We start from the raw sequence: 14,271 nt of genomic DNA, 5'->3' as shown, positions 1-14,271 counted from the left end.
CTTTCGTCAGCTCGCCGCGCGGAACTGAACCTCGGATTTGTTCAGGAAACACATCTTGTCGAACAGTTTCAGGTCCAGCGGATTTGGGAGTCTGACATCGCTGAGATCCGGGCAGGGCTTGACGGAGGCATCATAGGATCGATCGATCTGCGAGATGAAAACGACGATCAGTCCCTTGTCGCGCGCGAATGATTTCAGCGCGCGCACCTGAACGGTCAGGTCGGGGTTTTCCCGCCGTTGGTCGAGCAGTTGCAGATAATCGATCACAACGACCGTGCCGCGCGGTGCAGCGGCCATTTGCTTGACGACATAGTCGGCGCTGATTGCGTCGGAGCAATCGACTTCGAACAATTCGTCGAACTGCGCCGGCTCCACGCCGATCGCCCGCAAGCGGTCCTGCACGTCTTTCTCGGTGTATTCGAGCGAGAAGAACGCGGCACGACTGCCGGACTTCATGGCCTCCACGGCAAGTTCGAGGCTCATCAAGGTCTTGCCCTGGCCGGGGCGCGCCCCGACCAGAACCAAATCGCCCGGCTGGAATTGCGAGAACAGTTTGTTGGCCGGTGTCGCGGCGGCGGCTTTCGCTGCGAGCATGCTCCAGGCGGGAAACCCTTCCGTCGTGGCGATACGGTCAAGGGCATCGTGGAGCGGAATGCCGTCCTCGCGGGACAGGCGTTTCGCTTTGCGCTTCAGATGATAAATCGGGGTAGACAATCTCATCGTCAAAACCTCCCGTTGCGAGCTGAAGCGCAATCCCTCCTTATGCCCAGTGCTCGAACAGTCGGTCCGATGGTTTAGTCGCCCGACATGAATTCTGCTTTCCCGGCGGAGGGGGGAGGCGTGGGCGGCACTGGGCGCAAGCGTAACCGATTCCGCGCCGATGGAGAATGCGCGCGGCGCGTCTCCAACAGGAAAGCGTCAGGCGGCCGCTTCCGGCAGTAGCGTGCGTGTCGGCCCGAACAGCTCTTCAAACGCCTGCCGAAGCGCAATGTCGACATCGGCCATGGTCACGAGCTGGCCGAGATCGACCAGCGAGGTGACGCCGTAACGGGGATCGGCGACGCCACAGGGCACGATCCCTGCGAAATGCTCCAGCTCCGGCTCGACATTGATGGCGATGCCGTGGAACGAGACCCAGCGCTTCAGCCGCACGCCGATCGCCGCGATCTTGTCCTCGTGCTCGGATCCCTTGTCCGCGCGCTTCACCCAGACGCCGACCCGGTCCTCGCGCCGCTCGCCGCGGACGTTGAAGGCGGCGAGCGTTTTCAGGATCAGCTCCTCCAGGCCTGCAACATAGGCCCGGACGTCCGGCCGGCGGCGCTTGAGGTCGAGCATGATGTAGGCCACCCGCTGGCCCGGGCCGTGATAGGTGAGCTGGCCGCCGCGTCCCGTCGCAAAGGTCGGGAAGCGGGGATCGAGCAGGTCGGTCTCCTTGCCAGAGGTCCCGGAGGTGTAGAGCGGGGGGTGTTCGAGCAGCCAGACCAGTTCGGGTGCCTCGCCCGCCGCAATGGCGGCGACGCGGGCCTCCATGGCGGCCACGGCCTCCGGATAGGGCACCGGCGTGTCCGAGATTTGCCACGCGACGGGTTCGCCGCCGGAGGCGGAAAACGACGTCAAATCGAGCTCTTGGCGCTGGCTTTGGCGAGGGTCTTGGGGCGAATTAACCATTGGCTAACCATAACGGGGTGATGATTGCAGGCGCAAATGCCAAGTCCTTTGGCGTAAGTCTCCAGTTGCGGCGGTGCTGACAGTGCCTACTCTCGACAAAGTCACCGTGGATCTCATGGTCGTCCTCGGGACGACCACCATGCCCATCCATCAAGTATTGCGTCTTTCCCGCGGCGCCATCATCGAGCTGGACGCAACCGAGGCCGACGAGGTCAAGGTTCTCGCCAACAATCTGCCGGTGGCCTCCGGGGTCGTGCTGGTCGACCGCAACCGGATCGCGGTCGAGGTCAAGCAGATGCTGCCGCGGACGCAAGGCACGCGGTAGCGGCCCGGGCACGCGGTAGCGGGGCGGGGACGGATAGGGCCGATCCGGGCGCGTGACATTTCCTGTCGAGCTTGTGGAATTCGAAGCCTTTGCAGGCTTGTATCCCTCTGACGGATTTGTTAGATCGGCGGCCGCTGATCCGGCCAGCCGTAGAGCTTCAGGCCGGTATCTCCTAGCGCTCGTGGCGGAATTGGTAGACGCGCTGCCTTGAGGTGGCAGTGAGTAAAATCGTGGGGGTTCGAGTCCCTCCGAGCGCACCATACCCACGCTTAAGCCTTTGAACTTACAGCGTCTTTTTCCGAGAGTTACTACGCAAAGTTACTACTTTGTTCGCGCCCGACGTTCCGGTGCTGTTCGCGTCCGGTAGCCGCATGAAATCATCGAGCGATTGGCTCTGATCGAATGCGACCACTTTCTCCATCCCGGTGATGCCAAGCTTCTCTCGATTCGCCTGCGCGATGTAGTGCGCAGGCATCTTTGGATCGGTCCAGCCGAACATCGCCATCATCTGGCTCTCGGTGCAGTCGGCGTAAGCGGCGACCTCGGCACGGGCCTTGCGCACGCCGTGGCAGCTTTTCTTGGGCTCGTTGACGCCGGCCAGGACCGCGTACTTCTTGAATTTGGCCGCCCATCCCTTCTTGTTCATCGGCAGAACGCGACCCCGCAGGCGCTTGCCGGTGAAGACTTCCGCGCCAATGATACCCGCGGCGCGAGCTGCCTGTAGGCTTTCTGCAAATTGAGGATGCACAGGCACCGTGACGGTGGTGTTGCCCTGGCTTTTCTCGGTCGCGATCCGTACCGCCATCTGGCGCACGATCTGGCGCAGGTGCGGGGGCCCGAAACGGTGCGCATCGCCGAGCCGCAAGAACGTGTAATGGAGAATATCGAACATCAGCCGCGCCTCGGTGCCGAGCGGCCATTTCGCTCGATAACGCGCCATGTCGTCGTCGGTCCAGGGCAGGAAGCCGCCCGTTTCGCGGCTCGCCTTCGCCTTGCCGGACTTCAGTCCGATCGCCGGATCGTCGTCCTCCTCGAGATGACCCTCATCGATCATCCAGCGGATCATGCCACGCAGCGCCGACAGTAGATTGCCCGCCTGCGACGGCGTGCGCGCCTTCATCTCCGCTCTGATGGCGTTACGCGTTAGCACCGCAAACGGCTTCTCGCCATTCTCGGGCAGCAGCGACTCGATCAGTCCAGTGCGTTGTCGCCGCGTCGAGTCCGACAGTCCCTCGTGGCCAACGCTGAGATCGCCGAGCCAGTGGTCGCTCTGCTTGTAGAGTGTCCAGTACCAGCGCAGGGTGTGTGGTTTCGGCGGCTCGGTAGGCAGTTCGCCACGTGGCTCATTGCGTTGCTTCTGTGCATTGACGTGGTCGGTCGCATCGCCATAGAGCGCGATCTGCTCGATGATGGCCGCATCACACTCGTCGTTGAATTCCTTGCTGTTAAATTCGGCGATGATCCTGATCTTAGGCAATCCGTTGCGAAGCTGGACGTAATAGCGCGTCTGCCCGCGCTGCGAGCGATCGGCCTGCACATAGCGGCGTTCCGGCTGCACCAGCGGATCGGGTTCGGCACGGCGTTTACGCATCACACCCCCCAGCGCCGCGACAGCCGCGTCGTAGGCGGCGTCAAACGCTTGCGTCCCATATTCCTCTCTGATCCCGATCCGGCGGCCCTTGCGGCTCACTTTCACGTACCAGCGCAGCGCGCCCAGCGGGGAATAGTCGAAGTAGAGATACATTCGCGTATCCCCGGGCGCGCGGGGGTCGCGTCGTCCACCTTCAGGCATTGGTCGTCTCCGATTACCAACGCCTGGAGTCTATTGATGAGGTGACTCCGCATCAATCGATAAGGTGCATTTCACCCGCTTTCGGTGCGTTTCAGGTAACGCTGCAACGCCTCCGACGGAACCCATATCTCGTCGAGATCGCCTGCGGGTTTGATAGCCATAGCATTTGCCGCAAGCACAATCCGAATAACGCCCTCGCCATCGACGGTCACCGCGCTCGCGCCGGTTTCCTTGGCGGCGCGGATCGCGCGGGCAATGTCTGCTTGTGTGACCTTGGCCGGGCGCCGCGGCATCGGGCTTCTCCTATAGTCGTGCGAAAATTCGGCGCAGTCCGAGCCGGCCACTTCCATCATGTGCCGCCGATCATCCCGAAGGTAGTCGGCGCGCGACCGACACATTGACCGGGAACGCCGTGCTGATTCCGCGCGGGGTAAGCAATCGGCGATCGAGGACGCGCGGTTTCGGTGGGTATCTTTTGATCTCTTCGAGGAGCGTGCGAAGTCCCCGGCCTGGTTCGAAGTACGTTCAAAGCCACAACCGCCCCGGCATCCGCCTCGAAAGTTGCTTCGGACACGTCGCGGGTGGTTGTCACTGTAGGCCCGTCGTCCCGCTAGAGCTGAATTGTCGGTATGGAAAACCGAGAAATCTGCGGAAAGAAGAGTAGCGAGGTGTCAGTCGGGCATTCGGTTAGATTGGCGCGGAAATCGGACGGGCAACTCGGAGAGTGTCGCACTTCATTTGCCTGGTCAGAGCTGCTGCATCGACGATTCACTCACGTTCCAAAGTGGAATGAGCACGCTGGCGTTGCTCGATCGATGCGTCGAACGGGAACTGACCACTTACGGCTTTCGCTTGACGTTCCGGGGTTGGGACGCAGAGAGCACAAACTATTCCACTAAAGTGGTCGAAATTGCGCTGGCGCACGCGAACGACGGCAAGATTGAAGGAGCGCAAAGGAGTGGTGAGTATTGCGCAGAATTTGCGAGGGCAGCCGTCTCGTGCGCGGTGCTTGCCGCGCTGAAGCACGAAACCGCAGGCAATTGTGGAGCTGCCGCGATGTAGCGGCATCTCACAAGGAGAAGCTATCATGCTGAACTCAATATACGTTTCCCTGCCGCGCTACCTGTGCACCAAGGAGGCAGCTCGCTTTCTCAGCCTGTCAGCACGGACGCTGGAAAAGCATCGAACTTATGGCACCGGTCCCCTCTATCGAAAGATTGGAGGCCGCGTAGTATATGCGGTTGCGGACTTGCTGGCTTGGGCTGATTCCGGAATCAAGACCTCAACCTCTGATCCGAGAACCGGACCGTCGCCTGCACGGCGTTGCGAACCGGTAAGCGAATGTAAGCAGAACGTAGGCACAAGTCGTGCTTGAGCTTCGAAGGCGCTCGTAGCCGATCGTGTTCATCGTGCGGCGCAGGTGTAAGCCAATGCGAGCACGTGGCGCCGCACGACTCAGCGACAATCTGTAGGTCAACTGGGTGGTCCGCTCGGCGCAGGCGGGACCCCGACTGGCCCTCCCAGCTCCAAAGAATTGACAGGGTGAGGACGGCTCCGGCGTGTTATCAGCGACGGTCTTGGAAGCGTCGCAGTGCATGCGGTTCGACTGTTAGAATCTCCGGATGAAGCAGGCTTCGCTGGTCCATTTCGTTGCTGGATCGTTCTAGGTGATCGCGCGAGATGCGCAGCGTGTCCGGAGAATGACTTGCCTCTGCACGCCCCCATGCCGCTCCAATTCATCGCTTCAATATGGGTGCCCCAGAACGCCCGAAGAGCAGCGGGTTCGCTGTCGGTCCGCACGCCGCAGCGATAGAGGCGATGCCTTCTGCGTCGCTTCAACTGGTCCATGTTGTGCTGACGTTTCGTAAATTTCCGGGGCAAATTCCGCAGATGTTTTGCATGTTTGCGCAGGTCGTTCGCGATCAGCAGATGGGGCGCCCACCGCATCAAACTGGTTGTCGAAAGATCGTGGTTCCGGCAGTGGTGCTCCGCTTCCGGTGCGCTTCGATACCAAGCGGAAACCACGTTCGACCAGAACGAATTGTCAGCCTTTGCACAGCAACCGCGCGGTGTCATCCAAGATTCTCCGTCGCAACAGGAGAACCAGAGAACCCGAATTGAAACGAGAACAGAAATGAGAAGGACGTGCAGGATTCGGACGGCTACCAGGAGCTGGGAATGGCGGCTCTTCAAATCGGACTTCGAGAAACCGGTGCGCGGGGATAGTCAACCCGGTGGCCGAATCCGGAGCCTGGTGCAACGACTTAAAAGGTCGTTGCCACAAGGGAGAGCTCCGATCAAACTTTACGTTGGGTTGGACGTCGATCTTGAGGAAACCAACCTTTGCATCGTCGATGGCGAGGGGCTGACCGTTCGCGAGGTCAAGGTCGTAACCGAGCCAGCGTCGATCCGCCCCGCAGTAGAGGGCTAGGCGGATCGCCTGGAGAGAGCGGGCGTCGCGGCGTCATCGCTTGGCATCTGGCTATTGCGCGAACTGCAGCCAACCGGGCTTCCGATCATCGTCGTCGAAGCGCGCCACGTGCGCGTTTCGCTGTCGACAATGCGGAACAAGATCGACCGGAATGACGCGCGCGGCATCGCGTAGATGATGCGGCTTGGGCTGGTACCGCGCCGTCCATGTCAAGAACATCGACATGGAGAGATGCGCACGTTGTTGACAAGCCGGAAGCTGCTCAAGCGCAAACTGATCGACCTCGAAAACCACATCGTGGCGCCGCGGTCCTATGGGTTGCTCGTCGGAGCCGTCGCCTGAGGCGCCTACGAAGCACGAGTCCGCGAGCTGATCGAGCGCAGCGATGCGATCTTCGTAATGACCATCGAGGCCATGCTGGACGTCCGCCGCGCGATCCTCGAGGGCTACGATCGGCTGCATTGCATGCTCCTGCAAGTGGTCCAGCATGGCCCTGTCTGCGGGAGGCTGATGACGGTTCCCGGCGTCGGTCCCGTTGCGGCCCTGTCGTTCAAGGTCGGCGTCAATGATCCCCGGCGCTTTGCCAGATCGCGATCGGTGGGCGCGCATTTTGGCCTGGCGCCGAGGCGGCACCAGTCCGGCATGTCGATCGACTACGAAGGGCGCATCAGCAAACAGGGCGACGTCGCCGTGCGCGAGGCGCTTTGCGAGGCCGCCGCAAGCCTGCTGCTGCGGGTCAGGAAATGGTCGGCACTGCGGGCGTTGGGGCTGCGGATCGCTAAACGGTCGAGCAAGCTGTGCGCGATCACCGCGGTCGCGCGCAAGCTCGCAAGCATTCTGCACCGGATGTGGGTCAGCGAGACCGATTTCCACGTTGGTTTTGGCGCCAAAGTCACGCAGCGGCTGCGAGTGAAACCTGCACGGTAGCCGTTTTGCAGATGATGACGGATTAGCGCTGGGTTTGCACCCGGCATGTTGAGGAAGAGCGAAATTAGAGATCCGTGCGCGCGGTGAGCGTCCCCTGGCGGGGCCGCGAAACTGGGAATGTCCGCTATCTCTTGCCTGCTGCCGCCCTTCGGGGACGAGAGCGCCGGACTGCTTGGACAGCCTTGTTTACGAACCTGATGAAGAGCATGCGACAGCCCCAGTGCTGAACGTGAAGGAACGCATGGAACAGCCTGGGGAATGCAAGTCGCGACCGTGCTGACGGGCGAACGCTGCTCGCAATCGAAGCAGCGAGATAAGGAGCGCTGCTTGTTTAGAGAAATTGCAAAAATGCGTAGGAGGGAGTTGACTTTGCACGCCCGATTAGGACGGCAAGATAAAGCGAGATTCCTCGCTGCCGGAGCTTCGTTCCTAAGTGTTTGTCTGCACATTGTTTTGCGGGGCTCGCTCTTCGTGCGATGAGGTGCGGCGGGGGGCGCTGCTGAACCTTTCTTCTTTGTTTTCAACGGTCCAAGCGGCGTCACGTGCGACATGCTGAGAACGAGCGGTCGCACCGCTCACGCTGAGGCATGCATTTCCACGCTGCTCTACGATAAGCGTGTTTGAGTTCTTGCCGAATGCATTTCAACTTCCAATCGTCGTCTCATGGCACGCGACGATGATGACTTTCGGATCCGTCCCGGCAAGGTTCAGGATCGTGGTGGTGTAGGGACACGTGTGCGTCGGGGCGGCGGGATGCGTCGACGCCCGGCCAGCTTCCTCGGGGAGGTCCAACAGGCCATACGTCGGGCGGGCGGCAACTCCGACCGCTTGGCCAGGACCGGGAAGGGGAGCGGCCGGTTCAATGCGCGGGGCCGTGGCGCTGCGACAGCGCTGAAGTTGAAGCATCGGAGCGCGTGGAGCCGGGACGGAAGCGGGCTGCGCACGCGAGCGCGACGCGTGGTGGTGAAGGCCCGCGTCGTGAAGCTCAACCCGCAGCGCGGAGCGGTGCGCGGACGGCAGTTTGTCAGCGCCAAGGCGGTGGACGCGCATCTGCGGTATCTCGAACGGGACGGCGTGACGAAGGATGGTGAGAAGGGCCAGGTCTATTCGGGCGACGGCGACGTGGAGGATGGCCGCGCCTTCCTCGACCGCGGCCGCGAGGATCGCCATCAGTTCCGCTTCATCGTCTCCGCTGAGGAAGGGGTGGAGCTGGCCGATCCGCGCGAGACCACCCGCAATCTGATGAAGCAGATGGAAGCCGACCTCGGGACGAAACTCGACTGGATCGCGGTCGACCACCACAACACCGGCCACCCACACACCCATATTCTGGTGCGCGGAGTCACCGACGACGGCAAGGCCCTCAACATCGCCGGCGACTATATCGCTTGCGGCATTCGCGAGCGCGCCAGCGAAATCGTCACACTGGAACTGGGCCGGCAGACCGAGCTTGAGGTGACGAAGCAGCTGGAGCGAGAGGTAGATGCCGATCGCTTCACCCGCCTCGACCGGATGCTGATTGCCGAGCAGCAGGGGAAGGAGTTCGCCGACCTCCGCCCCGACCAGGACCTACGCGACACGTTCCGCCAGAACCGTGCGCTACTGATCGAGCGGGCGCGCAAACTGGAGCGCATGGGACTGGCGACGGAGATCGAGACTGGCCGATGGATCGTATCGCCCAAGGCCGAGCCGGTGCTGCGGGAGCTTGGCGAGCGCGGCGACATCATCAAGACCATGCACCGGGCACTGGAGCGCGAAGGTTTGGCGGAGGACCGCCATCCGGCGCGCTACGTCCTGCACCGCGAGAACGCGACCGAGCGCATCGTTGGCCGTGTGCTTGACAAAGGGATTGGCGGCGACGAGTTGGGCGAGCGGGTCCGGCTGGTGATCGATGGCGTGGATGGGCGCGTGCATCACATCGAGATGGATGCCGCCCGCGCCGAGGAAGTCGGTCGCGGCATGATCGTCACGGCCGGGTCCGGCCCTGCCGCGCCACGCGCGGCGGACCGCAACATCATGGACGTCGCAGGTCAAGAAGGCGTCTACCGTCCGTCCGAGCATCTGGAGCGGGCGCGAGCGGCCATCGACCGCATCGGCGGCGACCCCGAGGCCTTCGTGCGCTCCCACGTCCGCCGGCTGGAGGCACTGCGCCGGGCCGGCCATGCGGAGCGGATCGACGCGGATCACTGGCGTGTCCCCGCCGATCTCCCCGAGCGCGGTCAAACCTACGATCTCGCACGGGACCGCGCAAACATTCGAATAAGCGTCCTGTCTCCTACCGGCCCTGACCAGCAGATCGGCCATGATGGAGCGACCTGGCTCGACCGCGAGCTGGTTTCCCGCCAGCGCGTCGCGCTCGCCGGCGAGGGGTTCGGTCGGGAGGTGAAGGCAGCGCTGGACAAGCGCAAGCGAGCCCTGGTGGACGCGGGGCACGTTACCGACCTCGGTAACGGCCACGTCCGGGCGCCAAAGGACCTGATCCAGCGGCTTGAGGCCGCCGACATCGAACGCGCCGGCAAGGTGCTCGCCGCCGAACGCGGATTGCAATGGCGGCCCGCCGTTCCCGGCAACTACGTCGCCGGCCAGCTTGTCGGCTCCACCCAACTATCCAGCGGCCGGTTCGCCATCATTGAAACCCTAAGCGGCGATGGCGGCCTCGGCTTCAGTCTCGTGCCATGGCAGCCCATGCTCGACAACCGCATCGGGCAGCACATCTCCGGCCTCATGCGCAACGACGGCGGCATCGAGTGGAGCTTGGGCAGAAAGCGTGGGCTGGGATTGTGAGCGGAAGAGCAGGCTTTGCTAGCCTGAAGCCGAGGGTGCCGGACCAGCGCCATCCGGTCAAGGCTGATGCGTTCCGCACCACCGCTTCGCGGCTTGCGGCCTTGACTGGCTGACGTCGGTCCGGCAAGGGCTTGCCAAGCAGTTAGGGCTCAATGAGAAGCGGAAACGCTTCTTCATCCTGACACGGGATTCGGGAGAAGGGCGTAGGCAAACCTGCAGACGCCGGTGGCCACCACACTAACGTCCGGTACGATGACCACGGGACCCGCTCGCCCGGCTACACTTTGACGGCTCGTTATCGGCCGAAATCTTGGCGGCACGTACCGCAAATAGGGAATAGTCCACAAATGTCGCCCCCAACGACTGCTCCAATCGGAGCGTCGATGGCGAGGCAGCGCTACCGAACCGGCGGCGCGCCCGACTTGGTTCAGCTTTTGCGGACGGCTGCGCTGTCCATTTTCTGTCTTCCCGAGGCCGACGGATGAAGGCGGGCCGAGGTGGGTTTAAATCGGTCCAGAAAAAGAGCCAGTACGGTGCCGTACGGTTTCCCGATCGAACACTCGTTGCTTATTGCGTGCGTGGTCGGACCAAGGAAATATTGCGCCGGGGCCATCGTGGTCGGCTCGGGACCGACGGGGTTCCAGAGATGCACGGTTGATTGGACTCGTCGATACGATCCTCGACCGCGAGGGACATCCGGAAACAAATCGAAACGTAGCTGGTTCTCAGTACGATGCCATCTATATTGATCTCAGGCGCCGGGATCGCCGGACCAACACTTGCTTTTTGGCTGAAGGCTGCTGGCCTAGAGCCGACTCTGATAGAGTGTGCGCCCGGTCTGCGCTCCGGGGGCTACGTCATCGATTTCTGGGGGCTCGGTTATGACATCGCTGAGCGGATGGGTTTGCTTCCGGAGATCAACCGCAACGGCTATCACGTGCGTGAAATGAGCGTCGTGGACGACGTCGGCCATCGCTTGGCTGGCTTCGGCACAAGCGTATTCGCGGAACTAACCGGCGGGCGCTACGTGACGCTCCAGCGCAGCGATCTCTCACGCTTACTATATGAGAAAGTCAAAGGGCGGGTAGAGACCATCTTCGGTGACGAAATCGTCGCGATTCAAGAACAGCCGGATTGCGTCCGGGTCAAACTGAATCATGCCGGCGAACGCCGCTTCGATCTGGTCATCGGTGCCGATGGCCTGCATTCCGTTGTCCGCAAGCTTGCCTTCGGGCCGCAGTCGCAGTTCGAGAGACATCTGGGTTACGTCGTCGCGGCCCTCGAGGTACGCGGCTATCGTCCACGCGACGAGGACGTATATTTGATGTATAGTCGGCCAGGGCGGATGATCGGACGCTTCACGCTCAATGACGATCGAACGCTGTTCCTGTTTGTGTTTGCTGCCGAAGATGCCTCCTTGCCAACGACACTTGACGCGCAAAAGGCGATGCTGCGCCATGTCTATGGTCATGGGAGGTGGGAATGCCAAAGAATCCTAGCCGAACTGGATCGAACGGACGAGCTTTACTTCGATAAGGTCAGCCAGATCAGAATGCCAAATTGGTCGCGCGGTCGCGTCGCGCTTGTAGCAGATGCCGCCTTTTGCGTGTCACTATTGGCCGGACAGGGTTCGGCGCTCGCAATGATTTCGGCGTACGTGCTGGCGGGTGAACTCGCTGCAGCAGACGGGCGGTATCAAGAGGCATTTGCCAGATACGATACATTGCTGCGGAGCTATATCGACGCAAAGCAACGTGGCGCAGAGCGCTTTGCTGGCGCGTTTGCGCCGAAGACGCGCGCAGGTCTTGTTTTCCGCAATCTAGTTGTCAGAACCTTTGCCATACCGGGCTTGGCAAGGCTCGCCATCGGTAGGGATATTGCCGATACCCTGGAGCTCCCCGCGTACAATTGGGCATTGCTCGATCGATTGGCAGCCGCCTGATTTTTCATCGCCTGTTCTGGGAGAGAGAAAGGCGCACGTTCTGCGCGGCTGCATCGAGCGGTTCGTAGGATCTACTTGTGTGGGGTACGACTTCCTATATTCATATCCTCAGTTCTTTCATCGTTCCGTGATCCGAATGGTTACCGTACTGACGTCTGGCAATGGCAAAGCGATCGTAGGCGGTAGCAACAAGCCGACCTCTGAGGAGCGAAGGGTCAGCCTGCTGACGCTCTGCGGTCTTGCTCTGGTAATCGGCGTGATGACCGGCTTTGGTGCGGTGGCGTTCCGCGCGTTAATCGCCTTCGTGCACAATCTGTCTTACAATGGCAGGTTGAGCTTTGTTTACGACGCGAATGTCAGCGAGGGCCCGAGCCGCTTTGGCGATTTTGTGCTGCTCTCGCCGATCATCGGCGGCCTCATAGTCGTGTTCCTCGTCAAGCGCTTTGCCCCCGAGGCAAAGGGTCATGGCGTCCCCGAAGTGATGGATGCGGTCTTCTATAAGCATGGCAACATCCGGGGTACTGTGGCGGTGATCAAAGCGCTGGCCTCGGCACTATCGATCGGCAGCGGTGCCGCGGTTGGGCGCGAAGGCCCGATCATCCAGATCGGTTCGGCGCTCGGCTCATCCTTTGCCCAATTCATCGGGCTTTCGACCTGGCAGAAGATCACGCTCTTGTCTGCAGGCGCTGGCGCAGGTATCGCCGCGACCTTCAACACGCCCCTCGGCGGGGTGTTGTTTGCTCTCGAAATTCTCTTGCCTGAAGTATCGAACCGTACATTTCTTCCCGTTGTCGTGGCGACTGGGGCTGCGACGACGATCGGGCGAATTATGATAGGCCCCGATCCGGCTTTTGCCGTCCCGGACGTCCAGTTCCCTATGGTCGCCTCGTTCAATGTGCAGGAGGCGGTAGCCTTCGTACTGCTCGGGCTATTGTGTGGCTTCGCCGCATGGGCATTCATTCGCCTGCTTGTTTTCATGGAGGACGGATTTCCAAAACTACCTGGAAATGAGTACACCCAGAATATCGTCGGCATGGCGGTGATCGGTCTTATGATGGTGGGACTTACCCGCACCTTCGGACATTCCTACATCGATGGCGTGGGCTATTCGGTCATTCAGACAATCCTCGACCACAAGATGACTTCGGCCGGCCTTCTGGCGCTGTTATTTGCGATGAAGTTGATTGCCACGACCGTGAGTCTTGGTTGCGGCGCGTCGGGCGGGATCTTCTCGCCTTCGCTCTATCTCGGGGCCACTCTCGGTGCAGCCTTTGCCGCTGCGACCAGCTCAATTCTCCCTCATTCTGGACTGACGCCATCCTCGGCCGCCATCGTCGGAATGGCGGCCATTGTCGGTGCGGGCACGGGCGGTGTCATGACGGCGATCGTCATGGTATTCGAAATGACGCGCGATTACGCAATTATCGTTCCAGTGATCGTCGCGGTCGCGCTGGCCGCGGGCGTCAGGCGCGCGCTCGTCAACGAGACGATCTACACCGTCAAGCTGCGGCATCGCGGACACCGCATCCCCAAGGAGCGGCATATTAATCTCTATCTCGTGAGGCAGGCCCAGGACATCATGGAGCGCCGCTTCATCGTCGCCAAGGCCGGCACGACGCTGAAGCAGACGATGCTTGCGGAAGACACCGACGACGCACGCGCGATCGTCGTCGAACGGGAGGGGCGGATCGCGGGGCTGATTCCGCCACGTTCCGGCCTGTGGGTCGAATCTCAGACCAACCCCGACCTTCTCGTTGAACGTTTTGCTGAAAGCCAGGTCGTCATTTGCCGCGACGATGATCTCTTGAGCTTGGTGTTTGCCAGGCTGAAGCGCCGTCGCGCCGGAGCCGCTATCGTCTTTCGCGGCGCCTCTCGCCCGCGAGTGAGCGATATCGTGGGAATCATCACCAAGCGGGCGATCGCTGATGAGGTGATTAGTAGTTACGAGGATTGATCTGAGCCCCGCGCGCAATCCGCGTTCATACGAACAGACGTGGCGTCACGTTCTGGCGTGCAATGTGAATACGCCTACCGCGCAGCGGTTGCCACGGGCCCGGTCAGCGCGCGGCGGTCCTTGACGTATGCGATGACCACCCCGAGCCGTTTGACGGTGCCGATAATCTTGCCGTCGAGATCGCGGTCGCAATTCATGTGGGTGGGCGCGATAAAAAACTGGGACTGGTCCCATCGCGCCATGAAATCGAAGCGGAGTTGCGGCAGAGTGACCGTCTTTTGAAACGGCAGGCGTTCGCCGCACACTGCAACGGAATAGATTCGCGTTGGTCGGTGGTGTGCGTCGACAGGATCGTAACCATGCGCGGTAGGCCGCAAGCGCGCTGATCTGTCCAGTTAACGGTTAGACCTCGTCGGACTCTTCGGTTTTCGGCTTGATCATCGCAGCG

Annotated in this window: 13 protein-coding genes and 1 tRNA gene; 8 read left to right on the top strand and 6 right to left on the bottom strand. The window is 61.4% G+C overall.

The features are described 5' to 3' along the window. Positions 1 to 6: 6 nt before the first annotated feature. Positions 7 to 720, bottom strand: a complete 714-nt coding sequence (locus ABIA96_RS24345) for a DNA helicase (protein ID WP_354139590.1) — start codon at positions 718 to 720, stop codon at positions 7 to 9. A 198-nt stretch (positions 721 to 918) separates the two neighbouring features. Then, positions 919 to 1,668: a lipoyl(octanoyl) transferase LipB gene (lipB, locus tag ABIA96_RS24340; RefSeq protein WP_354139589.1), complete on the bottom strand. Its 750-nt coding sequence runs from the start codon at positions 1,666 to 1,668 to the stop codon at positions 919 to 921. A gap of 82 nt (positions 1,669 to 1,750) precedes the next feature. On the opposite strand from lipB, the gene ABIA96_RS24335 reads away from it, so the two are divergent. Together ABIA96_RS24335 and ABIA96_RS24330 are read left to right on the top strand one after the other, a co-directional pair. Then, the gene (locus ABIA96_RS24335; protein ID WP_008141759.1) at positions 1,751 to 1,993 is read left to right on the top strand and encodes a FliM/FliN family flagellar motor switch protein; all 243 of its coding nucleotides are present in this window, start codon (positions 1,751 to 1,753) and stop codon (positions 1,991 to 1,993) included. 175 nt (positions 1,994 to 2,168) lie between these two features. Further along, positions 2,169 to 2,253 (top strand) — tRNA-Leu (locus ABIA96_RS24330). A gap of 23 nt (positions 2,254 to 2,276) precedes the next feature. Here ABIA96_RS24330 and ABIA96_RS24325 read toward each other — a convergent pair. Together ABIA96_RS24325 and ABIA96_RS24320 are read right to left on the bottom strand one after the other, a co-directional pair. After that, on the bottom strand, positions 2,277 to 3,737 hold the full coding sequence (locus ABIA96_RS24325) for a tyrosine-type recombinase/integrase (protein ID WP_354139588.1): 1,461 nt from the start codon (positions 3,735 to 3,737) through the stop codon (positions 2,277 to 2,279). A gap of 119 nt (positions 3,738 to 3,856) precedes the next feature. Next, complete coding sequence (locus ABIA96_RS24320; RefSeq protein ID WP_354139587.1) at positions 3,857 to 4,138, bottom strand: hypothetical protein; 282 nt, start codon at positions 4,136 to 4,138, stop codon at positions 3,857 to 3,859. Between the two features lie 436 nt (positions 4,139 to 4,574). Between ABIA96_RS24320 and ABIA96_RS24315 the strand changes: the two genes are divergently transcribed. After that, on the top strand, positions 4,575 to 4,847 hold the full coding sequence (locus ABIA96_RS24315; protein ID WP_354139586.1) for a hypothetical protein: 273 nt from the start codon (positions 4,575 to 4,577) through the stop codon (positions 4,845 to 4,847). Positions 4,848 to 4,872: 25 nt separating this feature from the next. Then, a complete protein-coding gene (locus ABIA96_RS24310; RefSeq protein ID WP_354139585.1) occupies positions 4,873 to 5,160 on the top strand; it encodes a helix-turn-helix transcriptional regulator in 288 nt (95 codons plus the stop codon). 1,107 nt (positions 5,161 to 6,267) lie between these two features. Here ABIA96_RS24310 and ABIA96_RS24305 read toward each other — a convergent pair. Continuing rightward, positions 6,268 to 6,510: a hypothetical protein gene (locus ABIA96_RS24305; RefSeq protein ID WP_354139584.1), complete on the bottom strand. Its 243-nt coding sequence runs from the start codon at positions 6,508 to 6,510 to the stop codon at positions 6,268 to 6,270. Between the two features lie 105 nt (positions 6,511 to 6,615). Here ABIA96_RS24305 and ABIA96_RS24300 point away from each other — a divergent pair, with 105 nt between their 5' ends. The 4 genes from ABIA96_RS24300 to ABIA96_RS24285 all read left to right on the top strand — a co-directional run bounded on the left by ABIA96_RS24300 (position 6,616) and on the right by ABIA96_RS24285 (position 13,823). Beyond that, positions 6,616 to 7,143 carry a transposase gene (locus tag ABIA96_RS24300; RefSeq protein WP_354139583.1) on the top strand — a complete coding sequence of 176 codons (528 nt, stop codon included), beginning with the start codon at positions 6,616 to 6,618 and terminating at the stop codon, positions 7,141 to 7,143. Between the two features lie 957 nt (positions 7,144 to 8,100). Further along, positions 8,101 to 9,927, top strand: a complete 1,827-nt coding sequence (locus ABIA96_RS24295) for a DUF3363 domain-containing protein (RefSeq protein ID WP_354139582.1) — start codon at positions 8,101 to 8,103, stop codon at positions 9,925 to 9,927. Positions 9,928 to 10,672: 745 nt separating this feature from the next. After that, positions 10,673 to 11,869, top strand: a complete 1,197-nt coding sequence (locus ABIA96_RS24290) for an FAD-binding domain (RefSeq protein ID WP_354139581.1) — start codon at positions 10,673 to 10,675, stop codon at positions 11,867 to 11,869. Positions 11,870 to 12,005: 136 nt separating this feature from the next. After that, a complete protein-coding gene (locus tag ABIA96_RS24285; protein WP_354139580.1) occupies positions 12,006 to 13,823 on the top strand; it encodes a chloride channel protein in 1,818 nt (605 codons plus the stop codon). 74 nt (positions 13,824 to 13,897) lie between these two features. Here the strand turns inward: ABIA96_RS24285 and ABIA96_RS24280 are convergent, their stop codons facing one another. After that, the gene (locus ABIA96_RS24280; RefSeq protein WP_354139579.1) at positions 13,898 to 14,200 is read right to left on the bottom strand and encodes a hypothetical protein; all 303 of its coding nucleotides are present in this window, start codon (positions 14,198 to 14,200) and stop codon (positions 13,898 to 13,900) included. Positions 14,201 to 14,271: the final 71 nt, after the last annotated feature.

The organism is Bradyrhizobium sp. LB11.1 (assembly GCF_040549385.1).
Taxonomy (GTDB): Bacteria; Pseudomonadota; Alphaproteobacteria; order Rhizobiales; family Xanthobacteraceae; genus Bradyrhizobium.
This window is presented reverse-complemented; position numbering and strand designations above follow the sequence as displayed.

Bases quoted from the DNA above. Each gene is read 5' to 3' on its own strand.
- ABIA96_RS24345 (WP_354139590.1), bottom strand. From the start codon at position 720: ATGAGATTGTCTACCCCGATTTATCATCTGAAGCGCAAAGCGAAACGC.
- lipB (WP_354139589.1), bottom strand. From the start codon at position 1,668: ATGGTTAATTCGCCCCAAGACCCTCGCCAAAGCCAGCGCCAAGAGCTC.
- ABIA96_RS24285 (WP_354139580.1), top strand. From the start codon at position 12,006: ATGGTTACCGTACTGACGTCTGGCAATGGCAAAGCGATCGTAGGCGGT.
- ABIA96_RS24300 (WP_354139583.1), top strand. From the start codon at position 6,616: ATGACCATCGAGGCCATGCTGGACGTCCGCCGCGCGATCCTCGAGGGC.
- ABIA96_RS24310 (WP_354139585.1), top strand. From the start codon at position 4,873: ATGCTGAACTCAATATACGTTTCCCTGCCGCGCTACCTGTGCACCAAG.
- ABIA96_RS24325 (WP_354139588.1), bottom strand. From the start codon at position 3,737: ATGTATCTCTACTTCGACTATTCCCCGCTGGGCGCGCTGCGCTGGTAC.
- ABIA96_RS24315 (WP_354139586.1), top strand. From the start codon at position 4,575: ATGAGCACGCTGGCGTTGCTCGATCGATGCGTCGAACGGGAACTGACC.
- ABIA96_RS24320 (WP_354139587.1), bottom strand. From the start codon at position 4,138: ATGATGGAAGTGGCCGGCTCGGACTGCGCCGAATTTTCGCACGACTAT.